The organism is Sphingobacterium sp. GVS05A (assembly GCF_019969845.1).
Classification (GTDB): Bacteria; Bacteroidota; Bacteroidia; order Sphingobacteriales; family Sphingobacteriaceae; genus Sphingobacterium.
In genome coordinates, this window is the sequence record NZ_JAHXYR010000010.1 from 21,419 (window position 1) to 42,878 (window position 21,460).

16 protein-coding genes are annotated in these 21,460 nt (G+C 42.4%); 2 read left to right on the top strand and 14 right to left on the bottom strand.

Annotation, left to right across the window (positions count from 1 at the left end):
* Positions 1–56 precede the first annotated feature (56 nt).
* From LC454_RS22075 to LC454_RS22085, 3 genes are read right to left on the bottom strand one after another with little or no spacing between them, the layout of a single operon-like run.
* A complete protein-coding gene (locus LC454_RS22075) occupies positions 57–1,724 on the bottom strand; it encodes a DUF5018 domain-containing protein (RefSeq protein ID WP_223584620.1) in 1,668 nt (555 codons plus the stop codon).
* A gap of 18 nt (positions 1,725–1,742) precedes the next feature.
* Entirely contained in the window at positions 1,743–3,446 is a 1,704-nt protein-coding gene (locus LC454_RS22080) for a RagB/SusD family nutrient uptake outer membrane protein (protein ID WP_223584621.1), read from the bottom strand.
* 23 nt (positions 3,447–3,469) lie between these two features.
* Positions 3,470–6,679 (bottom strand): SusC/RagA family TonB-linked outer membrane protein, encoded by a 3,210-nt coding sequence (locus tag LC454_RS22085; RefSeq protein ID WP_223584622.1) that lies wholly within the window; start codon positions 6,677–6,679, stop codon positions 3,470–3,472.
* Between the two features lie 25 nt (positions 6,680–6,704).
* Between LC454_RS22085 and LC454_RS26480 the strand changes: the two genes are divergently transcribed.
* Together LC454_RS26480 and LC454_RS22090 are read left to right on the top strand one after the other, a co-directional pair.
* Positions 6,705–6,827, top strand: a complete 123-nt coding sequence (locus LC454_RS26480; RefSeq protein ID WP_262896106.1) for a hypothetical protein — start codon at positions 6,705–6,707, stop codon at positions 6,825–6,827.
* 164 nt (positions 6,828–6,991) lie between these two features.
* On the top strand, positions 6,992–8,221 hold the full coding sequence (locus LC454_RS22090) for an ROK family protein (RefSeq protein ID WP_182331128.1): 1,230 nt from the start codon (positions 6,992–6,994) through the stop codon (positions 8,219–8,221).
* A gap of 37 nt (positions 8,222–8,258) precedes the next feature.
* Here LC454_RS22090 and LC454_RS22095 read toward each other — a convergent pair whose 3' ends face one another.
* The 11 genes from LC454_RS22095 to LC454_RS22145 all read right to left on the bottom strand — a co-directional run bounded on the left by LC454_RS22095 (position 8,259) and on the right by LC454_RS22145 (position 21,378).
* On the bottom strand, positions 8,259–10,100 hold the full coding sequence (locus LC454_RS22095) for a carbon starvation protein A (RefSeq protein ID WP_223584623.1): 1,842 nt from the start codon (positions 10,098–10,100) through the stop codon (positions 8,259–8,261).
* A gap of 10 nt (positions 10,101–10,110) precedes the next feature.
* A complete protein-coding gene (locus tag LC454_RS22100) occupies positions 10,111–11,277 on the bottom strand; it encodes an AGE family epimerase/isomerase (RefSeq protein WP_223584624.1) in 1,167 nt (388 codons plus the stop codon).
* A gap of 135 nt (positions 11,278–11,412) precedes the next feature.
* A complete protein-coding gene (locus LC454_RS22105; protein WP_223584625.1) occupies positions 11,413–12,351 on the bottom strand; it encodes a DUF4434 domain-containing protein in 939 nt (312 codons plus the stop codon).
* On the bottom strand, positions 12,348–13,067 hold the full coding sequence (locus tag LC454_RS22110; RefSeq protein WP_223584626.1) for a GDSL-type esterase/lipase family protein: 720 nt from the start codon (positions 13,065–13,067) through the stop codon (positions 12,348–12,350). The genes LC454_RS22105 and LC454_RS22110 overlap by 4 nt, the downstream gene beginning before the upstream one ends.
* A complete protein-coding gene (locus tag LC454_RS22115) occupies positions 13,064–13,753 on the bottom strand; it encodes a GDSL-type esterase/lipase family protein (RefSeq protein ID WP_223584627.1) in 690 nt (229 codons plus the stop codon). Before LC454_RS22115 ends, LC454_RS22110 begins: the two co-directional genes overlap by 4 nt.
* Positions 13,754–13,758: 5 nt before the next feature.
* Positions 13,759–15,075: an MFS transporter gene (locus LC454_RS22120; RefSeq protein WP_223584628.1), complete on the bottom strand. Its 1,317-nt coding sequence runs from the start codon at positions 15,073–15,075 to the stop codon at positions 13,759–13,761.
* Between the two features lies 1 nt (position 15,076).
* Positions 15,077–16,504, bottom strand: a complete 1,428-nt coding sequence (locus tag LC454_RS22125) for a DUF5009 domain-containing protein (RefSeq protein ID WP_223584629.1) — start codon at positions 16,502–16,504, stop codon at positions 15,077–15,079.
* Between the two features lie 24 nt (positions 16,505–16,528).
* On the bottom strand, positions 16,529–18,379 hold the full coding sequence (locus LC454_RS22130; protein WP_223584630.1) for an FAD-dependent oxidoreductase: 1,851 nt from the start codon (positions 18,377–18,379) through the stop codon (positions 16,529–16,531).
* A 127-nt stretch (positions 18,380–18,506) separates the two neighbouring features.
* A complete protein-coding gene (locus LC454_RS22135) occupies positions 18,507–19,298 on the bottom strand; it encodes an alpha/beta hydrolase (RefSeq protein WP_223584631.1) in 792 nt (263 codons plus the stop codon).
* Positions 19,299–19,724: 426 nt separating this feature from the next.
* Positions 19,725–19,985 (bottom strand): hypothetical protein, encoded by a 261-nt coding sequence (locus LC454_RS22140; protein ID WP_077438329.1) that lies wholly within the window; start codon positions 19,983–19,985, stop codon positions 19,725–19,727.
* Positions 19,986–20,364: 379 nt separating this feature from the next.
* On the bottom strand, positions 20,365–21,378 hold the full coding sequence (locus LC454_RS22145) for a YhcG family protein (protein ID WP_223584632.1): 1,014 nt from the start codon (positions 21,376–21,378) through the stop codon (positions 20,365–20,367).
* Positions 21,379–21,460: the final 82 nt, after the last annotated feature.

Genomic DNA, 21,460 nt, shown 5'->3' on the forward strand with positions numbered 1-21,460 from the left:
CGAATGAATACAATGTTCCTCCACTGCAACACAAGCTGCGTGAAGGAACGGTTATTTTAATTTGAATCGGCATAAATTGTAAACTCCTGCGCAACGAGATAACCAAAGGTCGTCAACATATACACCTGAAGCCTTTGTCCATTTTCTGAGGTTCCCATACAGATGTCGCTGGTTGCATTACCATTGGTACCGCCAGTAAACAGTTCCGACTCATAAACACGCAATTGGTTATAGGTAGGTGAGCTCAGTGTGGTACCAATGCGGGCTCGATCGCTAATATCATAAACATATAGCTGACCAATCTCATTGCTTCCAAACAATTTGACCTGAGCCAAAATATCTGCATTGTTAAAACGCTGAAAGGCGATACCACCATTCATAGCAGTACCTGTAATTGCCGGGAATGCTGCTAGCCGCCCCCATGTACTTCCCGAAACATAAGCAAGTTCGGCGTTAGTACTCGCGATCAGTTCGGCGTTAGCGCCGACCCCTAAAGGAAGATATTCCGGTAGGAAGCCTAATGATGTCGCACCATCCTTATATTCCAGGACATCGGCAGCTGTAGATTTTATCTGGCCATTTTCGACTGTCCAACGCAGGAGGTAACGACTGGTTGCAACCGAAGCGAGTAACTGACCGTTTCCGTCCATATCCCCTACCCAGTTAAGTTTACGACCGATATTGCCATCGCCGGCAGCTACCGCAGCAGGTTTGCTATAAGGTAGATCCAATAGCTTGGCAGGACTGGTATCAAAAACATCTTTGTATTTGTATAGCACAAAGCTCTGTCCATTCGGCGTATAAGTTCCTAGCATAAATCGTCCTTTTTCATCGCTCACGCCTTGGAAGATCAAGCGGCCAGCCGGGAAAGGATTTGTTAGATTATGGGAATAAACTCCTGTGAAACGGTTGTACACCTTAAATATAGATGGTGAAGTCCGGCTCACAATCACCAGGTAATCGCCACTCACAAAACAGGACGTTTCACTATTTGCAGTGAAGCCCAAGTCTGCCGCTTTCTTCAGGAACAAGCGCCGGCTAATGCCCACCCCTTTTTCAAGTTTGACAGGTTCTTTGACAACCAATTTGAGCTGCCGCTTGATATTTCCGGCTCCAGAAATCGTCAGGGGTACTTCTGCACCGTTTGCTAAATTGACCTGACCTCCGCTTGCTATAGAACCACTGGAATGTTTATTAATAACGTAACTCAGGGTAGATTGTGAAAGATCCATGCCCGGCACCACATAAAACGTCACCGTATTCCCGTTTAAGATACCCTCAACCTCATTTTCCTTTTGTTCGCTGTCTTTAAATGTAATTTTGATTCCCGAAATATCTGTATTGCCTTTCTTCTCGGCAATGACCACATAATCCTTTGCGTCACCGTTTCCCGCGGTAACAGTAATTTTCTTGGGTGCCGTCAAGTCTGTAAATCCATTTAATCCCGGCGTCACCTGGGCATCAGCCGGAACGGAAGCGCGTAACATCAGTCGTGAAAGATCTACTTCATTGTCCGAATCGATCGGATAATAATAATCTACGTGCAAATACACCGTATCATTGCTGATCGTACTCAAGAAGAGGCGATCTTGCCCTTTCCCATCAATCGTAGCGTAAAAATCCATCAATTGATTTTTCACATTCCGCTCCAGATAATTAGGTTTTTGACATCCTCCCAAAAGGATCGCACAGGCCCATAAACTGTAAAATTTTATTTTGTCCATTGCTAGTCTTTCATGTTTTTACCAACCTTTAATTTGAGTCAAAGCGCCGTTCAACTGCACTTCATTTTCAGGTATGGGCAGATAATATAATTTTGTACTGAAACTTCTGTTGGTTGCGTCTGCTGAGACAACTTCATACGTTAATCCTGTTGCGTTCGGACTGATCTTATGCCCTGTAAACTTCACATTATCCAACAGGAGGTGAGCTTTTCTCCAACGGCGCAAATCCCAGAAACGATGTCCCTCAAAAGCGAGTTCAACTTTGCGTTCGTGCTCCACTACGGCCATTGCCTGATTATTGTTGGCAAGGCTAAGGGCATTAAGTCCACGCTTCTGGCGAAGCTGATTGATGTAGGTTGTTGCAGTCGCAAAATCGCCCAATTGCGCTTTCGCTTCCGCCATAATCAACAAGACCTCGGCATAGCGCATTTCGATCCAGCTTTGTGTACTCTTATTTTGAACGAATGTCGTATTTGTAGGATCAAGCATTTTGCGTACATAGTATCCCGTAACGGTACGTTTGGGGTCGCCACTCGCGCCAAATGTTGTGAATCCTTCTATCGCATCGGTCGTCGACGTATTCAATGTTCTTCCTTTCCAGGTTGCACCATTGTACAAGATCGTCGCATAGAAACGAGGCTCACGATTTGTATAGGGAGCCGCTGCCTGCGCGGCATTCTGCCAGGAGAATTTGGATCCGTCGGCCATTTCAAATTCATTGACCAATTCCGCGGTTGGTACACCATAAACCAATGTATTACCCAGAGCATCCCGAGGTGGAGCATAGCCCAGGTCGTATTGATGCGTGACATCGGGTGCTGCAAAATCTACCCGAAAGATTGCTTCCTTTGTATTTTTATTGGTAAAAATGCTTGCAAAATTATCGTCCAAGGCATAGAATCCCCCATTAGCCATATCGATGACTTTTTGCGCTGCATCGGCTGATTTTTTAAAATACTCCGCGCTCCTCGCCTGTGAAATGCCCGTCAAAGGATCCTGATTGAACTGCTTGAGATCATATTTAGCAATAGAGCCTGCATACAGTCCTACACGCGCCATCAAGGTATAGGCTGCGCCCTGGGTAGCCCGGCCGGCAAGATTGTTGAGCGGAAGATGATCCACCGCAAATTGGAGATCCTCCAGGATAAAATCATAAACGGCTTCCTCACTGGAGCGTTCGTGATCTTTTTCAGTATACTGATCCATACTCTTGAATAGAATCACGCTTCCATGGATCTTTGCCAGCCAGAAATAGGCATATGCTCTCACGAACCTGCCTTCAGCCTCATAAACCTGCTTTTGAGCATCGGAAAGACTGGACTTGGTGTTAATCCCATTGATCATTTCATTGATACGACGGATACGTTCATATCCGCTCGCCCAATAATTCAGCCCCACGCTTGCGGAAGAAAACTGGTTTGAGTTGGATACAAGAATATTGACGGTACCATTCCCAGCCGTATTTGAGGTAAATTTCATCCCATCTGCTAAGGCATCCATTGCATTGTCATAGCCTAAATTGGGAAATTGACCAAACTGGAATTTTTTAAATTCAGCATAGATACCCGACACATATAGTTCGGCCGAATTGGGGTCAGCCCATACTTTCTCTTCTGCGATCCGGTCCTGTGGAATTAGATCGACAGAACAACCTTGCAACGCCATAAACAACAGGCCTAAAAATGAAAGCTGCCGACAGCTGGTATATAGAGTTGATTTCATCTGTAATAATAATTTTTAGGAGATTAAAAAGTAACGCTTAAACCAAATTCAAAAATCCGTTGCTGCGGATAAAATCCATTATTGACATTTGGCATTTCGGGATCGAGGTATTTCAAGTAATCCCATGTGAAAAGGTTTGAGCCCGAAGCAAACACGCGTACATGTTCAATCTTCGCTGCATTCAGCAATCCTTTCGGGAAAGTGTAGCCCAACTGCACGGATTTAAGCCGCAGATAATCTCCTTTTCTGATCCATCCTGAATTGGCATTTGCATTGTTCGTCGACATACCTGTTGCTTTATAGGCACTCATACGTGGAAATTCGGCATTCGGATTGTCTTCGCGCCATGAGTTTTCAACCAAGAAATAAGGGGAGTTTCCATAATTATAAAAAGGTCGCGTAAAAGGTGTATTATCCTCTACCCCTGAAGTTCCTGACGATCCTTCGTAGGCTCCTGCTAGGGCGACATCAACACGTGCAGCACCTTGCAACAATGCTGAAAAGTCGAAGCCTTTATAAGCCATATCGAAATTCAAACCGAATGTTAATTCAGGTACGTTGGAGCGTCCAATATAGGTCATATCATCTGTTCGGGTAATCCGGCCGTCGCCATTCAAATCTTTAAATTTGAAAAAACCGGGAGCCATAAATCCCGAACTTGGTGAAGGCGTATTGCGTGCTTCCTCCCAGGTCTGTACCATCCCCTCTTTGACAAATCCAATTTTTGTTCCGATAGGTTTGCCAATGAGACTCTGCCAAGAAGGGATACCGTTAGCTTCATCTAGTTTCAGATACCTGTTTTTTGCCCAGTTGATATTGCCGGTTACGCCCAGTTTGAATTCACCAAAACGGTCGTTATAACGCAATTGAGCATCAAAACCGCGGTTATCAACTTCGCCAATATTGGCCAAACTCGGAAAATAACCACCCATCGACGCTGGATAAAGGTTTCCTACCTGTCCTAGAATACCGAAAGTATAACGGTAGAACCATTCGAAATCAAAACCAAATTTTCCATTTAAAAACCGTGATTCAAATCCAATATTGGATGTGGTGGATTCTTCCCATTTCAATAGTGGGTTTTGAGGTGCATTGGTATATAAGGCTTTGACCGGTTTGCCGTCTATGACAATGACTGGTGTTGTATTTTGCGAAAGGGTATTAATGTAAGGGAAACTACCCAGTTGTGCACGATCATTGCCTGTACGCCCAATAGACCCTTTTAATTTAAGGAAATCTGCAAAAGGGACAGCTTCCTTAAAGAAGGACTCATTTGAGACAACCCAGCCCAATCCAATGGCCGGGAAAGATTTCCAGCGATTTTCCTTGGCAAAGTTAGCGGAAGCATCCCAACGCGACACCAACTCTACCAGGTAGCGATCGCGGAAAGCATAGTTCAGCCGTGTCACAAATCCCGCCCGTGCAGATTCTGCATCGCTGGAGCCGGTAGACTTGATAATGTCTTCCTGAGAAGCCGAACCATAGTTTATTTCCTGAATAATACTGATTGGAAAATTACTTGCGCCGGCACCAAATTGATTACCATGAGTTTTTGCATATTCATATAAACCTAACACACCGATGCTATGATCACCGAAAGTCCGGTTATAATTTAAACTGGCCTGCCAGGTGCTGCGGTAGTTTGCAGCAAAACTCTGACGAAGAGATGTCTTCGTGATTCCGGGCAAAGTGGTCATCGCCACAAAGTCGCCTGCAACCTGGTCCCGCTGTCTTCCCATCGTCGGATAGGGTGTCAGCCAAGATTTGGATTCATCCGAATTATAGTCGTATGCGCCCTGGACTTTTGCAAGCAAACCTGTTACTCCCGGAACTTTAAAATCGATGTTTGCTGTTCCCTGAAAGATATTGCTTTTGAGCTTCTGGTATCCCGAATTTGCAACGGAAGCAATTGGGTTGACCCAACCTGCTCCGGCCTGATATGCTACCGGAAGTCCATTTGGGGCATACATAGGCAGATTCGGGAGCATCCGAACAGCCTGGTAAAATGGATTCATATAGGCCGAGTTATCGGGTGAAATACCGGGTAAATTGGTATTCTGATTACGCAAACCAATGTTCAAACCAACCGTCAGGTATTCATTAAGTTCACTTTTAAGATTTGTACGGATATTGTAGCGTTTAAAATTGGTATTGTCGATCACCCCGTCCTGGTTCATATGGCTGACCGAAGCAAAATACTGCGTTTTGCTCGCTCCACCAGAAATTGTCGCTGCATGATGTTGCGAATAGCTATTATTATCTGCCAATAGGCCAATCCAATCTGTATTCCCAAATAACGGATTGGTATTGGTTCCATTTGCCACAGCATCGATGAGTTCCTGCGTGTAGATGTAAGGTGCTTCAGTTTGCTTCGTATTGCGGAGAAAATCATTGTCCAGTTCTGTTCCTTTGTTATACCAGTTCATATAATCCGGTCCATTGAGGAATTTTGGAAAGCGGGTATTTTGGCCAATGCTGTATCCAAAGTCATACGTAACTTTGGTCTGCTCCTTTCGTCCATTTTTTGTTTTAACCAATATAATACCATTGGCGGCCTGTACACCATAAGCGGCCGTGGAAACTGCATCCTTTAAAAAGGAAATCGTTTCTATCTCACTTGGGTCCAGATAAGCCAAGGTAGAAAGCGGTCTTTCGATATCATCGACAATCACCAAAGGACTTCGATTACCACCATAAGTTCCAACTCCGCGCAGATACAAGGTCGCATTATCTGCCCCCGGGCGTCCTGATTGTTGCAATGCCGTCAATCCAGGAACACGTCCTACAAGTGCATTGGTCAAATTCATCGACGGGGCTTTCTTGAGCTGATCACCTCCGATCTGTACGACAGATCCAACAACGTTGTTCTTCTTTTGCGTACCATAAGCCACAACAACGACCTCGTCAATCTGACGTTCATCGGACTGCAAAACAAAACTTTGTGTACCGGCAGCTGTGATCTTCCGCGACTGCGACAAATAACCGATATAACTAACCTGAAGTTCGGCCGGAAGTCGGTCTACCTGCACGGTAAAACTCCCTTTTTGATCCGTAAGTGTTGTTACAGAAGTCCCCACTACTTTAACCGTCGCCCCGGCAATAGGCTGTTCATCGCGATTTCGTATGGTACCATTTACAATGGATTGAGCAAAGCTTATTGCGGATTGCATAAAAACAATAAGTAATCCCAATGCCTTAAAAAGATACCTGCGTTTTACATGTGTTGGTTTCATAATTTAGGAATGAAAAAATAGTGTTATGTTAAAAAATAGTATTTATGGTCACTCGGTTACCTACACCATGATCAGACGTTTTCCATTGGATAAAACACGCAACGTTCTGACACGGACAAGGCAACGTATTTTGGTTTACAATTATTAGGTATATTATTTATACAACACTAAATAAGAAATAAAATTTTAAATATTCAAATTATTTCTAATTTTTTTTATTAATTCAAACAGACTAAAGAAAAAAAAACATAAACTTAATTTGCGATGATGAGATATTTACTATATTTACCCTGAAGTTAACGTAACAAAGTTATGGGTATAAAATTTTTGAGTGACTTACATGATGCGAGCTATAGCGGTGTAGCGTATAAAAACATTTTACTTAAAAAGGAAATTTTAACCTTTTTTGCGACCAAAGGTCCCTCGACAATTCCTGAGTTGAGCAAGGAATTCAACATTAGCATTCCCAAGATTAACGAATGCATCAATGAACTCATCGAAGACGCATTGGTACAGGACAATGGAAAATCGACTTCGGGAATTGGTAGAAAACCGAATTCCTACGGACTACTTCCAAATGCAGCATTTTTTGTTGGTGTTCAGGTGAGCCATGATCATCTCAGTATCGTGGTCATGAATATGAAAAAAGACATTATTGCCAGCCAGGAGGAAATTCCACATCGTTTGGAGAATAATCAGGAATCACTCCAGAATATATGCCGGGAGATCAATCAGTTTATTGCCACACATCAGATTCAAAAGGATAAAATATTGGGTGTAGGTATCAATCTTTCTGGCCGTATCAACTATCGAACAGGTTATTCCTACAGTTATTTTAATTTTTATGAAGATCCTTTATCGAAATATTTCGAACAGGAGCTGCAATTGCGCACCTATCTTGAAAACGACAGTAAGGCGCTTGCTTATGGCGAATTTTCCAGCGGAATTTTAAAGGACGAGAAAGATGCACTCTTTGTCAATGTGGACAACGGTATCGGATTGGGTATTTTAATCAACGGAAAGATCTATTATGGGAAATCGGGTTTCTCGGGTGAATTTGGACATATTCCCATTTTTGACAACGATATCATCTGTCGCTGCGGAAAAAAGGGTTGCCTCGAAACGGAAGCATCTGGTTTTGCACTTAGAAACCGTGTAATAGCAGCACTGCAAAATGGCGCAACGAGCATCCTAACAAAAAAATTCAATGATCTGGAAGATATTCGGCTCAGCGATATTATCACTGCTGCAAAAAAAGATGACAATCTCGCCATTGAGTTGATCAATGAACTTGGGGAAAAATTAGGTCGTGGGCTTGCTACATTGATCAATATTTTCAATCCAGAAATCATCATCGTAGGTGGTATTTTAGCCAAGAGTGAGGAATACCTGATGTTACCGCTGAAAAATGCAGTCAATAAGTTTTCATTATCCATTGTCAACAAGGACACCAAACTTGCTTATTCAAATAATGGAGAAAAACTTGCCGCCTTTGGAGCCTGCCTTCTCATTCGGGACCGTCTGCTTTCTATTATCGATTAAGACATAAGGCGTGGATTTCAGTGAAATCCACGCTACTTTATCTTTCCACAATTTCCTTCACAACCTCTCCATATTGATCTTTCACCTGCTCTTTCCTTTGTGCAAGGTGTATCCACTTCTTAAACGTTCCGATAAATACAATCGCCATCAATGACATCGCTGCTACAGCCAAGCCCGCCAGTAGGTACTGTCCTTTGGGCACATATCCTTGTACCACCTGAAGATAGCCGGCCCAAAATGTAATCACGGCCATAAAGACACCGGGAACGGCTGCAAACAAGACATATTTTCGCCTATTCATCCGGATGAGCATTGTTGTACATACAATCAGACCACAGGCTGCCAAGAGCTGATTGCTAATACCAAATAATGGCCAAATGCTACTTACGTTACCGGTATAAACCAAATATCCCCAGGAAAACGTAAACAGGGCACTGCAAATCCATACACCCGGTTTCCAGTTTTTATCACTAAATTTAGGAAAAACGGTTCCAAGCATTTCCTGTAGGAAAAAGCGTCCCACCCGGGTACCTGCATCAATTGCCGTAAGGATAAACACAGCTTCAAACATAATCGCGAAATTATACCAATAGGCCATTATATCGTTCATAAAAGGAACCTTATCGAAGATATGAGCCATCCCTACAGCCAACGACACTGCTCCGCCCGTCCTACCGTGCAGATCTACACCTATTCTGTCTATAAAATGTGGTAAATCCACAGCTGAAAGATGGGGGTGCTGCGCTAGAAACTGTGCATAATCGGCTACCGGCGTATTGATTGCAAAATAATCACCAGGCATCAACGTACAAGCTGCAATCAATGCCATCAAGGCTACAAAGCCTTCAACAAGCATGGCGCCATACCCCACAAACAAGATCTCGCGTTCATTACCGATCATTTTGGGTGTTGTCCCGGTTGCGATAATAGCGTGAAATCCCGATATGGCTCCACAGGCTATCACAATAAAGATAAAGGGCAATACAGGTCCTGAAATTACGGGTCCGCCACCATGGATAAATGAGGTCAAGGCGGGCATCTGAATTGTTGGTGCAACAAAAAATATCCCTACCGTCAGCATAATAATTGTACCTATTTTGAGATAGGTCGAAAGGTAATCTCTCGGAACCAATAATAGCCAGATGGGCAATACTGAAGCGAAGAAACCATATACAGCGATACCGATAGAGATCGTTTTCACATCCCAGTTGAAAAGTGCGTGAAAAGTTGGAAGCTGCATCAGGTGATGACCAGCTATAATACCTGCAATAAGCAAGATACCGCCAATGATACTCGCCAAGGTCACCGAGCCCTCCCGATAGCGCATCATCAAGCCCATTAAAATAGCAATGGGCATTGTCAGTACAATCGTAAATAAAGACCATGGTGCCTCGTGCATCGCACTAATACAGGCCAGCGATAATCCGGCCAACGTTAGGATCAAAATGAAAAGTACGGCAATACCAGCAATAGCGCCAATAGGTTTACTGACCTCCTTGGAGGCAATGGTTGCCAAACTTTCTCCTTTATGTCGTACAGAAGCGAAAAGCACGACCATATCGTGCACACCGCCACCTAATACACAACCAATTAATATCCACAGAGCGCCCGGCAGATAACCAAACTGTGCCGCGAGAACTGGACCAACTAGTGGTCCTGCCGCAGCTATCGCCGCGAAATGATGGCCAAACAACACTTTTTTATCGGTTTTCACATAATCATGTCCATCAGCAAACTCCACCGCCGGTGTCTGACGACTTCCATTCAACCTGAGCAGCTTATTTGCTAGAAGCAAGCCATAAAAACGATACGCGATCGCAAAGATCAATATCGCTGCGAAAACTAAGGTCAACGCATTTATTCCATTGAGAGCATCCATACCAGTTAAGTTACACGATTATTTTTGCTTTTTCAAACACCTCATATACCTTCCATAAGGCACGAGGCACATGAAAGCATCCCTTCCATTTTCCGCCTTTGAGATCGAGTAATACCTCACCTCTTCGATTGAGGTAGCCAAACCATTCGCCATGTTCGGGGTCCCTAAAATGCGTCCAGGTATATTCATGAACCCGTTCAAACCAACGTTTAGCCTCTTGATTACCCGTCAGTACCCAAGCTTTCGCCATACATACCAGTGTTTCACAGTGCACCCACCATAACTTCTGGTCCCATTCCAACTGCTGGGTTGGTTTACCCTGCGCATCCATAAAGTAGAATATACCACCATATTTCTCATCCCATCCATGCTCCAACATACGAAGACCAATACGCATGGCTTTTTCAATCAACGCTGGTCGCTGCAATCTTTCTCCCAGATCCATCATAAACCACATGGCCTCTATCGCATGTCCCGGATTGAGCAACCTTCCTTCAAAACTATCCAGCAATGAACCATTGGGACTTACATTTTCAAAGACAAGCCCCTGCTCCTCTTTATAAAATACATCCATTACCTCGACCACGATATCCTCGATCAATCCCTGCACCAGGTTAGGTTCCAATAAATGCTCTAGTTCGATGGAGAGATTGCTCAAGATCATAGGCAAAGCAAAATTCTTTGATGGACGTGTCCCTGGAACAGCCTTATCGTATATGCCCTTGGTATGTGTTCGACGTTTCAATATATTATGAAAGGTATCTTGCGCAATTTCCGCGTAACGCTGCTCCTGAGTTGCTGTATACAGGGCACCAAATCCCATGGCAGCAAAGCAATCGGAAAAAATATTGTAGGGCTGCACAAGTGCCTTCCCTTGTCGATCAAGTGAAAAATACCAGTTCCCCTCTTCGTCACGTCCATGTTTTTCCATAAAGCTGGCACCATGAACTGCAATATCCAACCAAGATGACCGTGTTTCAATTTTGTTGTAAATACTCGAAAAGAGCCAAACTTGCCGCCCCTGCAGCCACATAAACTTATCCGTGTCAAAAACTCCACCTCTTCTATCCAGACAGGTAAAATAGCCACCATACTCCCTATCAAGCGAATGCTCCGTCCAGAAAGGAAGAATATGATTAAATAATTCGTCTTTATAAATTGTACTATAATGATTCATATATAAATGAATTTGCTCTTTAAAGGCCATTTAAAATCTCTGGCCTACTCTTATCAATAATGCTATTTCTTGTTCTCTGACTTCTTCGAGATTGCTTTTGTCGTCATTTCGCGTGCTGTAAACACACGATCCCTATCACCAATTGTGGTTCAGTACATGTTCCCGGTACCGATTGTAAAGGTGTCCTGCCTGTAAATAAGCGGATTGTGGACTCATAAAGTGAGAAAATTCGAAAGTAATAGCCTTATCATAACCCGCCTTTGCTGCAGCCTCAAGTTTTAGCCTTAGTTTATCAAACTTGATCGGCAAGAATTTGATCGGCATATCCCGGTCAAAAGATTCGGCATTCGTCCAACAGGCCATACCATATTTATCAGCCAATTTCTTATTGACCTCAAAGAAATCGGGAAGCTCATCGTAATCAATGTGTCCATCCTGAAAGGCCACTGCGTCGACAGCTCCTTGTATACCTTCAAAAATTTCGCCCCATTCCCGTTCATGTTCCAATACCGAAACTGCATCGGCTTTACTAAGCTCGGGAGAAGCGGCAAGCACAGCTTTTTTTCCATCAATCCACGGCGATATAAATGTTGGCAAGCCGCCACTGACTGCCTTGCACTGTAACCCAAGTGTACGAAAAGCATGAACAGCCCCTTTCGTTTTACGGCTGATTTCCGTACTAATATACCATCCACCGAAGCTTTTATAATGTCCATATTTAGCCCAAACCTCTTCAATTACATATTGATTGGCATCGATTTCTTGACTCAGATCTCCTGTCTCCCAATAAATACCGCTGTCATAAAGTCCAAAATAGAATTTCATCTCATACTTGTCTGCAAGCTGCAGATAAAGCTCTACAAGATCCAACGATGGTTTAAAACAGCCATATTTATCCATCAGATAAGCCGATGGATAGGTTATAAATTTACGATAGCCACTGCGAATCATAATAACAGTGTCTATACCAATTGCCTTCATATACGCAAAATCCCGATCCCACTCTTCCGGACCCCAATTCTGGTGCGGAATATCGTGGGAAATCTCGTCAATAAATGTCCCTGTAATTCTCATAAATATTTCTTTTCTTTTAATAATTGTACCCATTTTATATAGGCACTGGGTATCAGATGGACACCATCAGCTGAGTAAATTGCGTTAAGTTTTCCCTCATTGTCCTGAAAAAGTGGGCAGAGGTCGACAAATGGGATATTTTCATCTGCTGCAAGCTGTCTTAGTTTTTCATTTAAGATCGGAACCAACACATTTCTACCCTTTGTATAAGGCTCTTTTGTTAGTTCTTCATTGATCGGTAAAGCACTCTGAAGATAGATAAGGGTCTTTGGTGAGATCTTTTTTATTCGTTTAATGATACGCTTGTAGTTATTGACCGACACTTCCTGCGGAAGCTTTCGGAATTGGTCATTAATGCCATCCATCAGAAAAATTGCCCGCGGACGTCCGCGCAACACCTCATCTATACGCGCAAGAATCCCAAACGAATTATCTCCGCCTATCCCCCTGTTCAGTACGGGATATCTTGAATCCGCAAGCAATTCCTGCCATTCTGCCCGTTCAGTAATACTATTTCCCAAAAACACGATTGCTCCTTTAATTGTTGGACTTTGTTCGAAATAGGCCATTCGTTGTTGATAATACCAGTTGGCATAACTGCTATCTATTTTAGTCTCCTGAGCTGAGAGGGACTGGGAAAATACCGACAGACATATTCCAATGAGGAAGCAACCTTGGAAAATACGATACACCTTAAAAAATTCCAATGATCTCATAATAGTTTTTGCTGTTTTAAATAATTGGCCCAAATTAAATAGGTGGCTTGTTTCAGATGTAAGCCATCAATTGTTAGCTCAGCTTTTAGTTCCCCTTTACCATCTACCAATATCGGCTGTAAGTCTACAAAACGAACTTGTTGTGCCGTACACAATTCTTTCAAAGCATTGTTCAGTAGCACTATCTTTTCATTCCGAACCTCTTCATAGATTTTTGGCAGTAAAGATTCATTCACAGGTAGAAGTCCCTGCACAAAAAGCGCTGTATTTGGCGACTGCTTTTTAACCTGCTTTATTATCCTTTCTATATTCGTTGAAATAATGGAAAGCGGTATTCCTCTTTTCATGTCGTTCACCCCACAGAGCAGAAATATTTTTCGTGGTCTGGACGCTAATATCTCGTCTAGTCGTGCTAAAATACCATAAGTCACATCACCGCTAATCCCACGATTGATCACATGCTTCCGCTGGAGGATTTCTTGCCATTTTCCACCTTCGGTAATGCTATTGCCAAGGAAAACGATTTCGTCCTTCTGGTTGGGCATCGCTTTAAAAAACTCAAGCCTTGCGCGATAATGCTGATTATCAAACGTAGAATCAATGCCTTTTGATTGCGCTAAAGTCAATGCCGGTAAAAAAAAAGGCAACAATAAGGCCTTCCAGTTCCTATAAGAAAGTATGTTCATATGCATTAATTATTTTCGTCGGTCTGTTCTTTTTCGGGTTTTCGCAATGGCACCCACCAGGAAACCAAAAAGGCTGGAATAGTAGAAATCAACACCCAGATAAAAAATTCTTTATAGCCCAAATGATCACTCAGCCAGCCGCTGATCATCGAAGGAATCATAAATCCCAGATTAACAAGTCCACTTCCGAAAGCGTAGTGTGCCATCTTATATTTACCTGGGGCAATATTTTGCATGATAAAGAGAATAATTCCGATAAAGCCAAAACCATATCCAAAGTACTCGATGGCGACAGCAGTCGCTATGAGATAAAGGTTTGTCGGCAATGTGATCGCAAGAAATGCATAAGCTACAAATGGAATATTAAAAAAGGCACAAAGGATCATAAGTGTCCTCCGGTCTAAGCCCTTTTTGGATACAAAGTGCCCTGCGACAATCGACCCCAACACAAAAGCTATGGCACCAAATACACCATAAAGCAATCCAATTTCCGAAGTACTCAGGCCAAGCCCACCTTCGGTGCGTTGCGCTTTAAAAAATAATGGGGTGATCTTAATGGCCTGCCCTTCAGCAAAACGATAAAAGACAATAAAAAGCAAACTAAACCAAATATTCTTTTTCTGAAAGAAAGTTATGATAACGTCTTTAAGCGTATCCATTCCCTCCTTTAAAGAAGTGGATTTGGGTGCTTCATCGTGAGCAGGTAAAGCACGTATGCTGTACAATCCAATCCCCAACATAATAAATCCATAAGCAAACATCACCACCATCCACGCGGATTTAATGCCGATTTCCTGTTCCAATTGCCCCGCCAAATAAACGAGTACGCCGCCAGAAAACACTTTAGCCACATTATAGAAGGCACCTTGCCAGCCGACATATTTTGCCTGTTGTTTTGCATTCAGTTCATTCAAATATACCCCGTCGGCTGCGGTATCATGTGTGGAACCACTGAATGCTATCAGTGTCAATAAGGCAATGGAGAAGCTAAAGAAATGATCCAACTGCAGCGTAAGACCAAGCAGACCAAAGAGTAGCCCCGTGAGTATCTGCGTGGTATAGACAAAAAATTTCTTGGTCTTATATAGCTCCAAAAAAGGCCCCCATAAGGGTTTTATTGTCCAGGGTAGCATAATCAATGAGGTCCAAAAAGCAATCTGTGCGTCCGATACCCCCAAATTTTTATACATAATGGAGCTCGCACCCGAAAGGGCAACAAAAGGTAGCCCCATGGCAAACCATGTTGTGGAGATCCAAAAAATAGGCGGAAGTGCCTTACGCCCTTTGCGAAGCTCCACCGTTTGTTCTAATAATTCATTCATTTTATGACTTCCAATAAAATTTTAACCGGCTGCTCACGACCGTCAACAGCGCCACGATTCCGGTGAATAATACACCTCGCATCACTCCCCCAAAAACACCCTGTGCCCCCATTTGATCAAGAGCGCTCTGTAGTCCCGTAAGCGCCAATAGTGGGATCAACAATAGATTTCCTGCGGTATAGGCGACCATCGGATTTTTACCAACCAGTGCTATACCTCGAAACAGAGGTTTTCCAAAAGCAAGTTTCTCGATACAACACAGCATTGTTAGCGCATAACAGGCTAAGCCCGTACAGACAAAATAATAGCTGTATGTGGAATAATCCTTTTTTATTCCCCCCTCATACGCTTCGAAGATCAGTCCTAAAAAAAGCAGATAGCTTCCGAGCACAGCCATTTTTGCCTGTAGTGTCAGTACTTCGCTCTTCCGAAAAACACCTGAACAGAAGCATAGTGAAAAGATCAACATCAGGGTAAGTCCGATATTGATATCCAGATAACGCATATAGAGATTGAAGACATTCAGCCCAATTAGAAAGGCACAGAGCAAGCCTTGTAACACCAGTTGAGACCGCTGCATCCTGGGTTTGTCGGCCAACGACGTATCAGCAATAATCCACTCGCCGACAACTGTAGCCGGAAGGATAATAAAGAGGTATTTGAGGTAATAAAATTGATAAAGCCAAGTCGCAGGGCTGAGTTTGTAGATAAATTCGTTGATACTACCGACTTCTTTGGCTCCCAAAAAAACGCCCATAATAAATGGTAAAATCGCCATACGTAACCAGATGGATTTCGCCGTCAGCCACCACCACAGTGTTCCAAACAAAGCCATATTGGCCAGTACCAGAATAATAATATCTGTCTTCTGGAGGGTAAATCTATCCGTTTGTGCATACAGCAGATATAGCATCCCTATAGATAGCAACAGGGCCGCTACGTGAACAAGTCTCGCGGTCTGCATCGACAAATAGGACTTTAAATCGGCATAGAGTGCAAAGAGCAGGACAAACCCCACGATTGACAAGAGATACTGCGACGCAGCAGGCTCTCCACTCATAACCCAAGCGCGCATATAAAAAGAAAATAATGCAAAAAAGAATAAGGCAACAAAACGCTTAAAAATTGTACCCACGATAGGCAAAGCGTTTAGGTTAGCCACTTTTTTCCGCATAGCTAATGGGATGGCCGCCCCCATTGTAAAAAGGAAAATCGGAAAAACCAGATCTACCCAGGTTATACCTGCTATACTGGGATCAAATACATGTTTGGGCGGTGGCACCTGTGCATGGTACATCCAAGCAGGAAGGTTTCCAAATGAAATGCTCGATGAAAGCACCATTAAAAGGATGGCAATTCCCCGCAGAGCATCCAAACTATCGTTTCGCTGCTGTGGAGTCGCTGTGGAATTTGGTAAAATTGGTATCATCTCGTTTTTCTATACGTTCGGAAATCAATTTTTTGTTGCTATAAATTGGCCGGTAAAATCCACTGGCCGTTCAAACGGCTTTAGGATATGATCCAACACAACCGCCACTTGAGCCCTTGTTAACACTTGATTTTCTTTTACTGCAATGACGGACCAGATTTTATCTTTATTCAAAGTGGGATCGACTTGGAGCAATAGAGCCGCAAAAAATTCTGCTGTGACATCGGCACCCGAGCCAGCGACTTTATCGGCCGATGGATAATAACTACGCATACCATCGATCAGGTCTACTTCGCTTATGCGGTGTTCGGGATAGAACCAAGTCTGATTGGCCCATTTGTACGGCACCCCTTTTCCTTTAAGAATCCCAGTTGCTCCAATACGTTGGATTGCCTGAAAACGGCTATCTTTTGGATCAACATCGATAAAGGGCATGAGATAGGAATGATTGTCCAAAAGTACTTGCTGTACCTCCCTTAATGAAAGATCTTTGGGAGTAACAGCTTGTTTTGCAGACAGCGCTGCCAGTACTCCAGCAGCTTGACCAATACCCAATACAACTGGCTGAAGGCGGGTGGCCCCAGCCACAATATTGCTCACACTGATGCTTTTTTCAGCAACAATAAAATCCGTTATTTTCTCAGGAATCAAACTTCCAAGGGGCACATTGTAAGATGGTACCCGAATCTTAACAAAATCGATTTTGGGTGCATCCAGGTTCTTCAGGTGATGATGATCGATGGTATAATCGCCTACTATCCCACCTGTGCGGTACAAAGGCAGCTCCTGCTGATAAGGACTCTGCACATAAGGCAATGTAAGCTGTACCAAGCCCTTAGCACGTCTAGACTCGCGATGATAAGCAATAAAGGGAAGTTTATCGGCCGTATCATATTCATCATCGGCAAGCCCCAAGTTTTTAAAACCCAGCTGATTTTGAAGATGATATACAAAACGTAAGGTATGATCTTTCGCCTTTTGCAATTCCACCGCCCTCGCCTTTGGCGACATTTCGATAATATTCAAGTAGATATCATTTCCGTCTTTAGGCCAGTTTATCATGTATTTTCCATTCGGCAATTTGCCATAGGTAATCATTTGATCACAATTGATGATAGGTGTATTGCTGTGTGAAGCAGGATCTTTAACATCACAGGCATGTTCAAACTCTTTAGGATCATAACCTTGAGGTTTCTTTAGCAATCTCTTTGGATCAGCACCATAGTCTTTCAGAATAGCGACATAAGTAAGGTCTTGAATTATTGAATTGGCCTTTTCGGGAGCAAATTCTTCTTTCGTATCGTAGCGGCTATCCATACCGATGCTGTAAGCAACACCCGCACGCGGCAAGAGATCCCCCAATTCCGTCGCATCGACTAAAATAGAAGCGTTTACGGTTTTCTTTTTTCCTTCCTGTTCAATGGCAACAGTCCAGCCTTTAGCCTGTTTTTTCAGGTCTAAAAGGGTACTTTTATACCAAACGGCAATATTTTTTTCGGCTCCAACCATCTTTTTTAGCAAGCGATTACCGACCGAAGGCTCAAATAGCGTATTGCTTACCCATCCTGTTTCCACTGCCTTTGGACCACCATAATAGGCATAAAGTTCTGCCCTAAATTCGCCCCATATTCCCGAAGGCATACGATGGTTACCATCAATAGCGGAGACCCCAGCAGCAGTGAGCATACCACCCAACCAGCTTGTCTCTTCCACCACAAGGACCTTACTTCCCAAACGGGCAGCTTGCAAAGCCGCAGAAACACCACTTGCGCCACCTCCTACAATCAAGACATCGTATGAAGCAACAGCCTGCCCCTGCGAGGAGAGTGTGACAGAAATCAATAAAATAGAAAAAAAAGATTTAAACCAATTCATATGAAGTTAATTGCAGTAAATAATTTGAAAAATACGCGCCAAATACCGGCGTAAAAACCAGAGATATACTATTTTGTCGTCGCACTAAAGGATCAGTATAAGGTGAATAAAACATATAGGTTATCGATTAATGGATCAGATGATTAAAATAAGCGAAATGAACCGGAATAGTTTTGGCCCAGTAGCCAGAGGTATGTGCGCCGGGCTGCGCAATATAAGTGGCTTTGATCTTGAGTACATCACAACTATCCCGAAGGGAATTATTGGCCCCATATAGATAATCTTCAGTACCACAATCAAAAATAAATGTCTTTTTACTCCCAGCGATCTTATGGACATTATGGATGACACTAAAACGATCGAACAATGGATTTTGATCGCTGTATTGACCTAAATGTTGGGCTAGACTTGTCTTCTTGAAAGCCGAATGTCTCAGATTGACAACTCCCGAACTGCTACCAGCACTTTTAAAAAATGATGGATAGTTAAAAAAGAGCCAAAGTGCACCATGCCCCCCCATACTCACACCAGTAATAAATGAGTTGTCCCGATCCGTATGATATTTGCCCTGTATGTAAGGCATTAATTCCCCTGTCAAGAACCGACCAAATTGTGCTCCGTCTTTTTGTGGACTGTCTAAAAACCAGCTCGTCCGAAGACCGTCAGGGCATACCACCACAAAGCCATATTGATCGCTCAATGCCTGAAAATCGACAAATTTTGAAAGACTTTTATAATTTGCCCCATGACTATGTAGCACATACACAACAGGTAAGACACGGTTGCCTGGCTTCATCTTTGGTATATAGACGTAGCCGGAATCTACTTCAGAAAGATGAGTAGACTGTAAAGTATAAAGCTCTTGTCCTTTGGCCAACATTGTGCCAACAGCACATAAAAGGCATATGATTAAACGCATGGATATAATTTAGTCAGTCTTTAGATTTATAGTGAAGCTAAATTAATAATAAAATTTATAATAAAAAAAGTATTTAATAATTTTTTTTACTTATTAGAGTTGGATTACGTTATTTTATAAAGAACTAGGCTATATTAATTTAACGTGTACAGAAGGCTGAGGATAATAGTAACCTAATTTAAGAAAGCTTTTAGCTAATTAGTTAGGCACAGAGTCGTTCTTTCGATAATCAAACAGTTTCTACTGGATAGATCGAGAAGTAAGTGAATTCTAGATGGAGGAGGAAGTTAAAACTTATATAGGTTGGCTTATTTGACGACCAATAAAAGACCTCTTAGCTTGAGAAGTTTTTATCTTGTAAGCGACCATAAAAAAGGCTGACCCAATTATGAGACAGCCTCTAACAATATCTTAAATGACTTTTAATTAGTCACGATTTTTTCCAAATCCCAAAATACCGAAAACAGTTTTAAATGCGATAAGCGTACCTATAATCAATGAGATATTTGCTATCGCGGAAAACAAGAATGTTTGTTGTCCCATTGCAGTACATACATCCGGTACAAAACGGATAAATGTGCCTATTAAACCTAAAGCGATAGCTACTACCAATGTTTTGTAGTAATGAGTTTGATTCGCATTATTATCAGTTGTCTTTGGAGCTCTTGGTTGTACAGTTTCTGCCATTTCTATTTCGATTTTATTCGATACAAATGTACAAAATATTCTATGTTTGAAAAATAAAATTAAAAAAACCAGCAAGGCTCGAAATCTTACAGAAAAAAGCAGAAGATACCAGTAAAATTTTCAATCAATATTCAACCGAAAATCTAGCAAATCGGCATATTTTTCGCGGTTACTTCTTTTTTCTCGGGTTGCAAATAATAGTGCTCATCGCTCCTAAAGATACGGAAGCACTAACGACAATTGAAAAGGCAATTAAATTAGCAAGCATCCGATGACAAAATAAGTAAAAATATTTCATCCATTGTGCGGGATGTCATAGCAGGAACACGTCAAAGGCCAACTTTTGAAGATGCAGTAGGATAGTGTAAAATCTCATGATTTACCCAACTCCACCTTTGCTTACATAACTATCCAGTTCTTTATTTACCTCATCCAGCAACTGCTTTTCGGTAGGCAAATAAAGTTCGTATTGACTGGCAACGATCTGTTTTTGTTCTTCAGGAAGGGTAAATTTCACGACCGCATCATTTTTACTTGCGCAAAGTAAAATACCAATCGTGGGATGCTCATGTGGGAGCTTTTCAATACGATCGTAGTAATTGACATACATTTGCAATTGACCTATATCCTGATGCGTTAATTTGTGTGTCTTGATTTCAATAATCACAAAGCTTTGCAATAGACGATTGTAAAAAACTAAATCAACAAAGAACTCATCGCCTTCAATATGTATACGTTTTTGGCGGGCAACAAAGGAAAAGCCATTCCCTAATTCCAGCAAAAACTCCTGCAGATGGGTGATAATAGCGCCTTCAAGATCTTTTTCATAATACGCACTCTCCCACTTCAAACCTAAAAACTCGAGTACCATTGGATCTTTGATGATCTCTTTCGCATCGGACGGCATCTTTTCTCTTTTTGCAACAGCCAACACACTTTCTTTATCGTTACTCAATAATAGGCGTTCATATAGACTGGTATTGATCTGCCGCTCAAGCTGTCGGACAGTCCAGTTATTCTTTATGGTTTCGGCGACATAAAATTCTCGCTGTTCCTCGCTATTAAGACTTAAAAGTAGCTTGTATTGACTCCAACTCAATTGTGTCCACAGTGTAGACACAATTGGAAAGGTGCGATAAAACTGGCGGTACCAATTCAACTGTCTAGCGGAAAAACCACTACCGAACTCAGGTTGCAGCTCCTCTGAAAGATATTTGATGATGTATTTTCCATAATCAGCCCTATCCTTACCTTCTTGTTCCTGTTCAAAAATACGCTTGCCGATGTGCCAGTACATCAACGTGCGCTGATGGTCGACAGCACGAATAGCATGTTCTTTAGACTGCGCAATAATCGTCTTTATATCGGATACTAAAGTCTGATCGGACAACATAATGATTTGTTTAATTGGTACTACTTTTGTACGTGAACAATACAAACATAGCTAAACTTCATTAAAATACTAAATATATTAG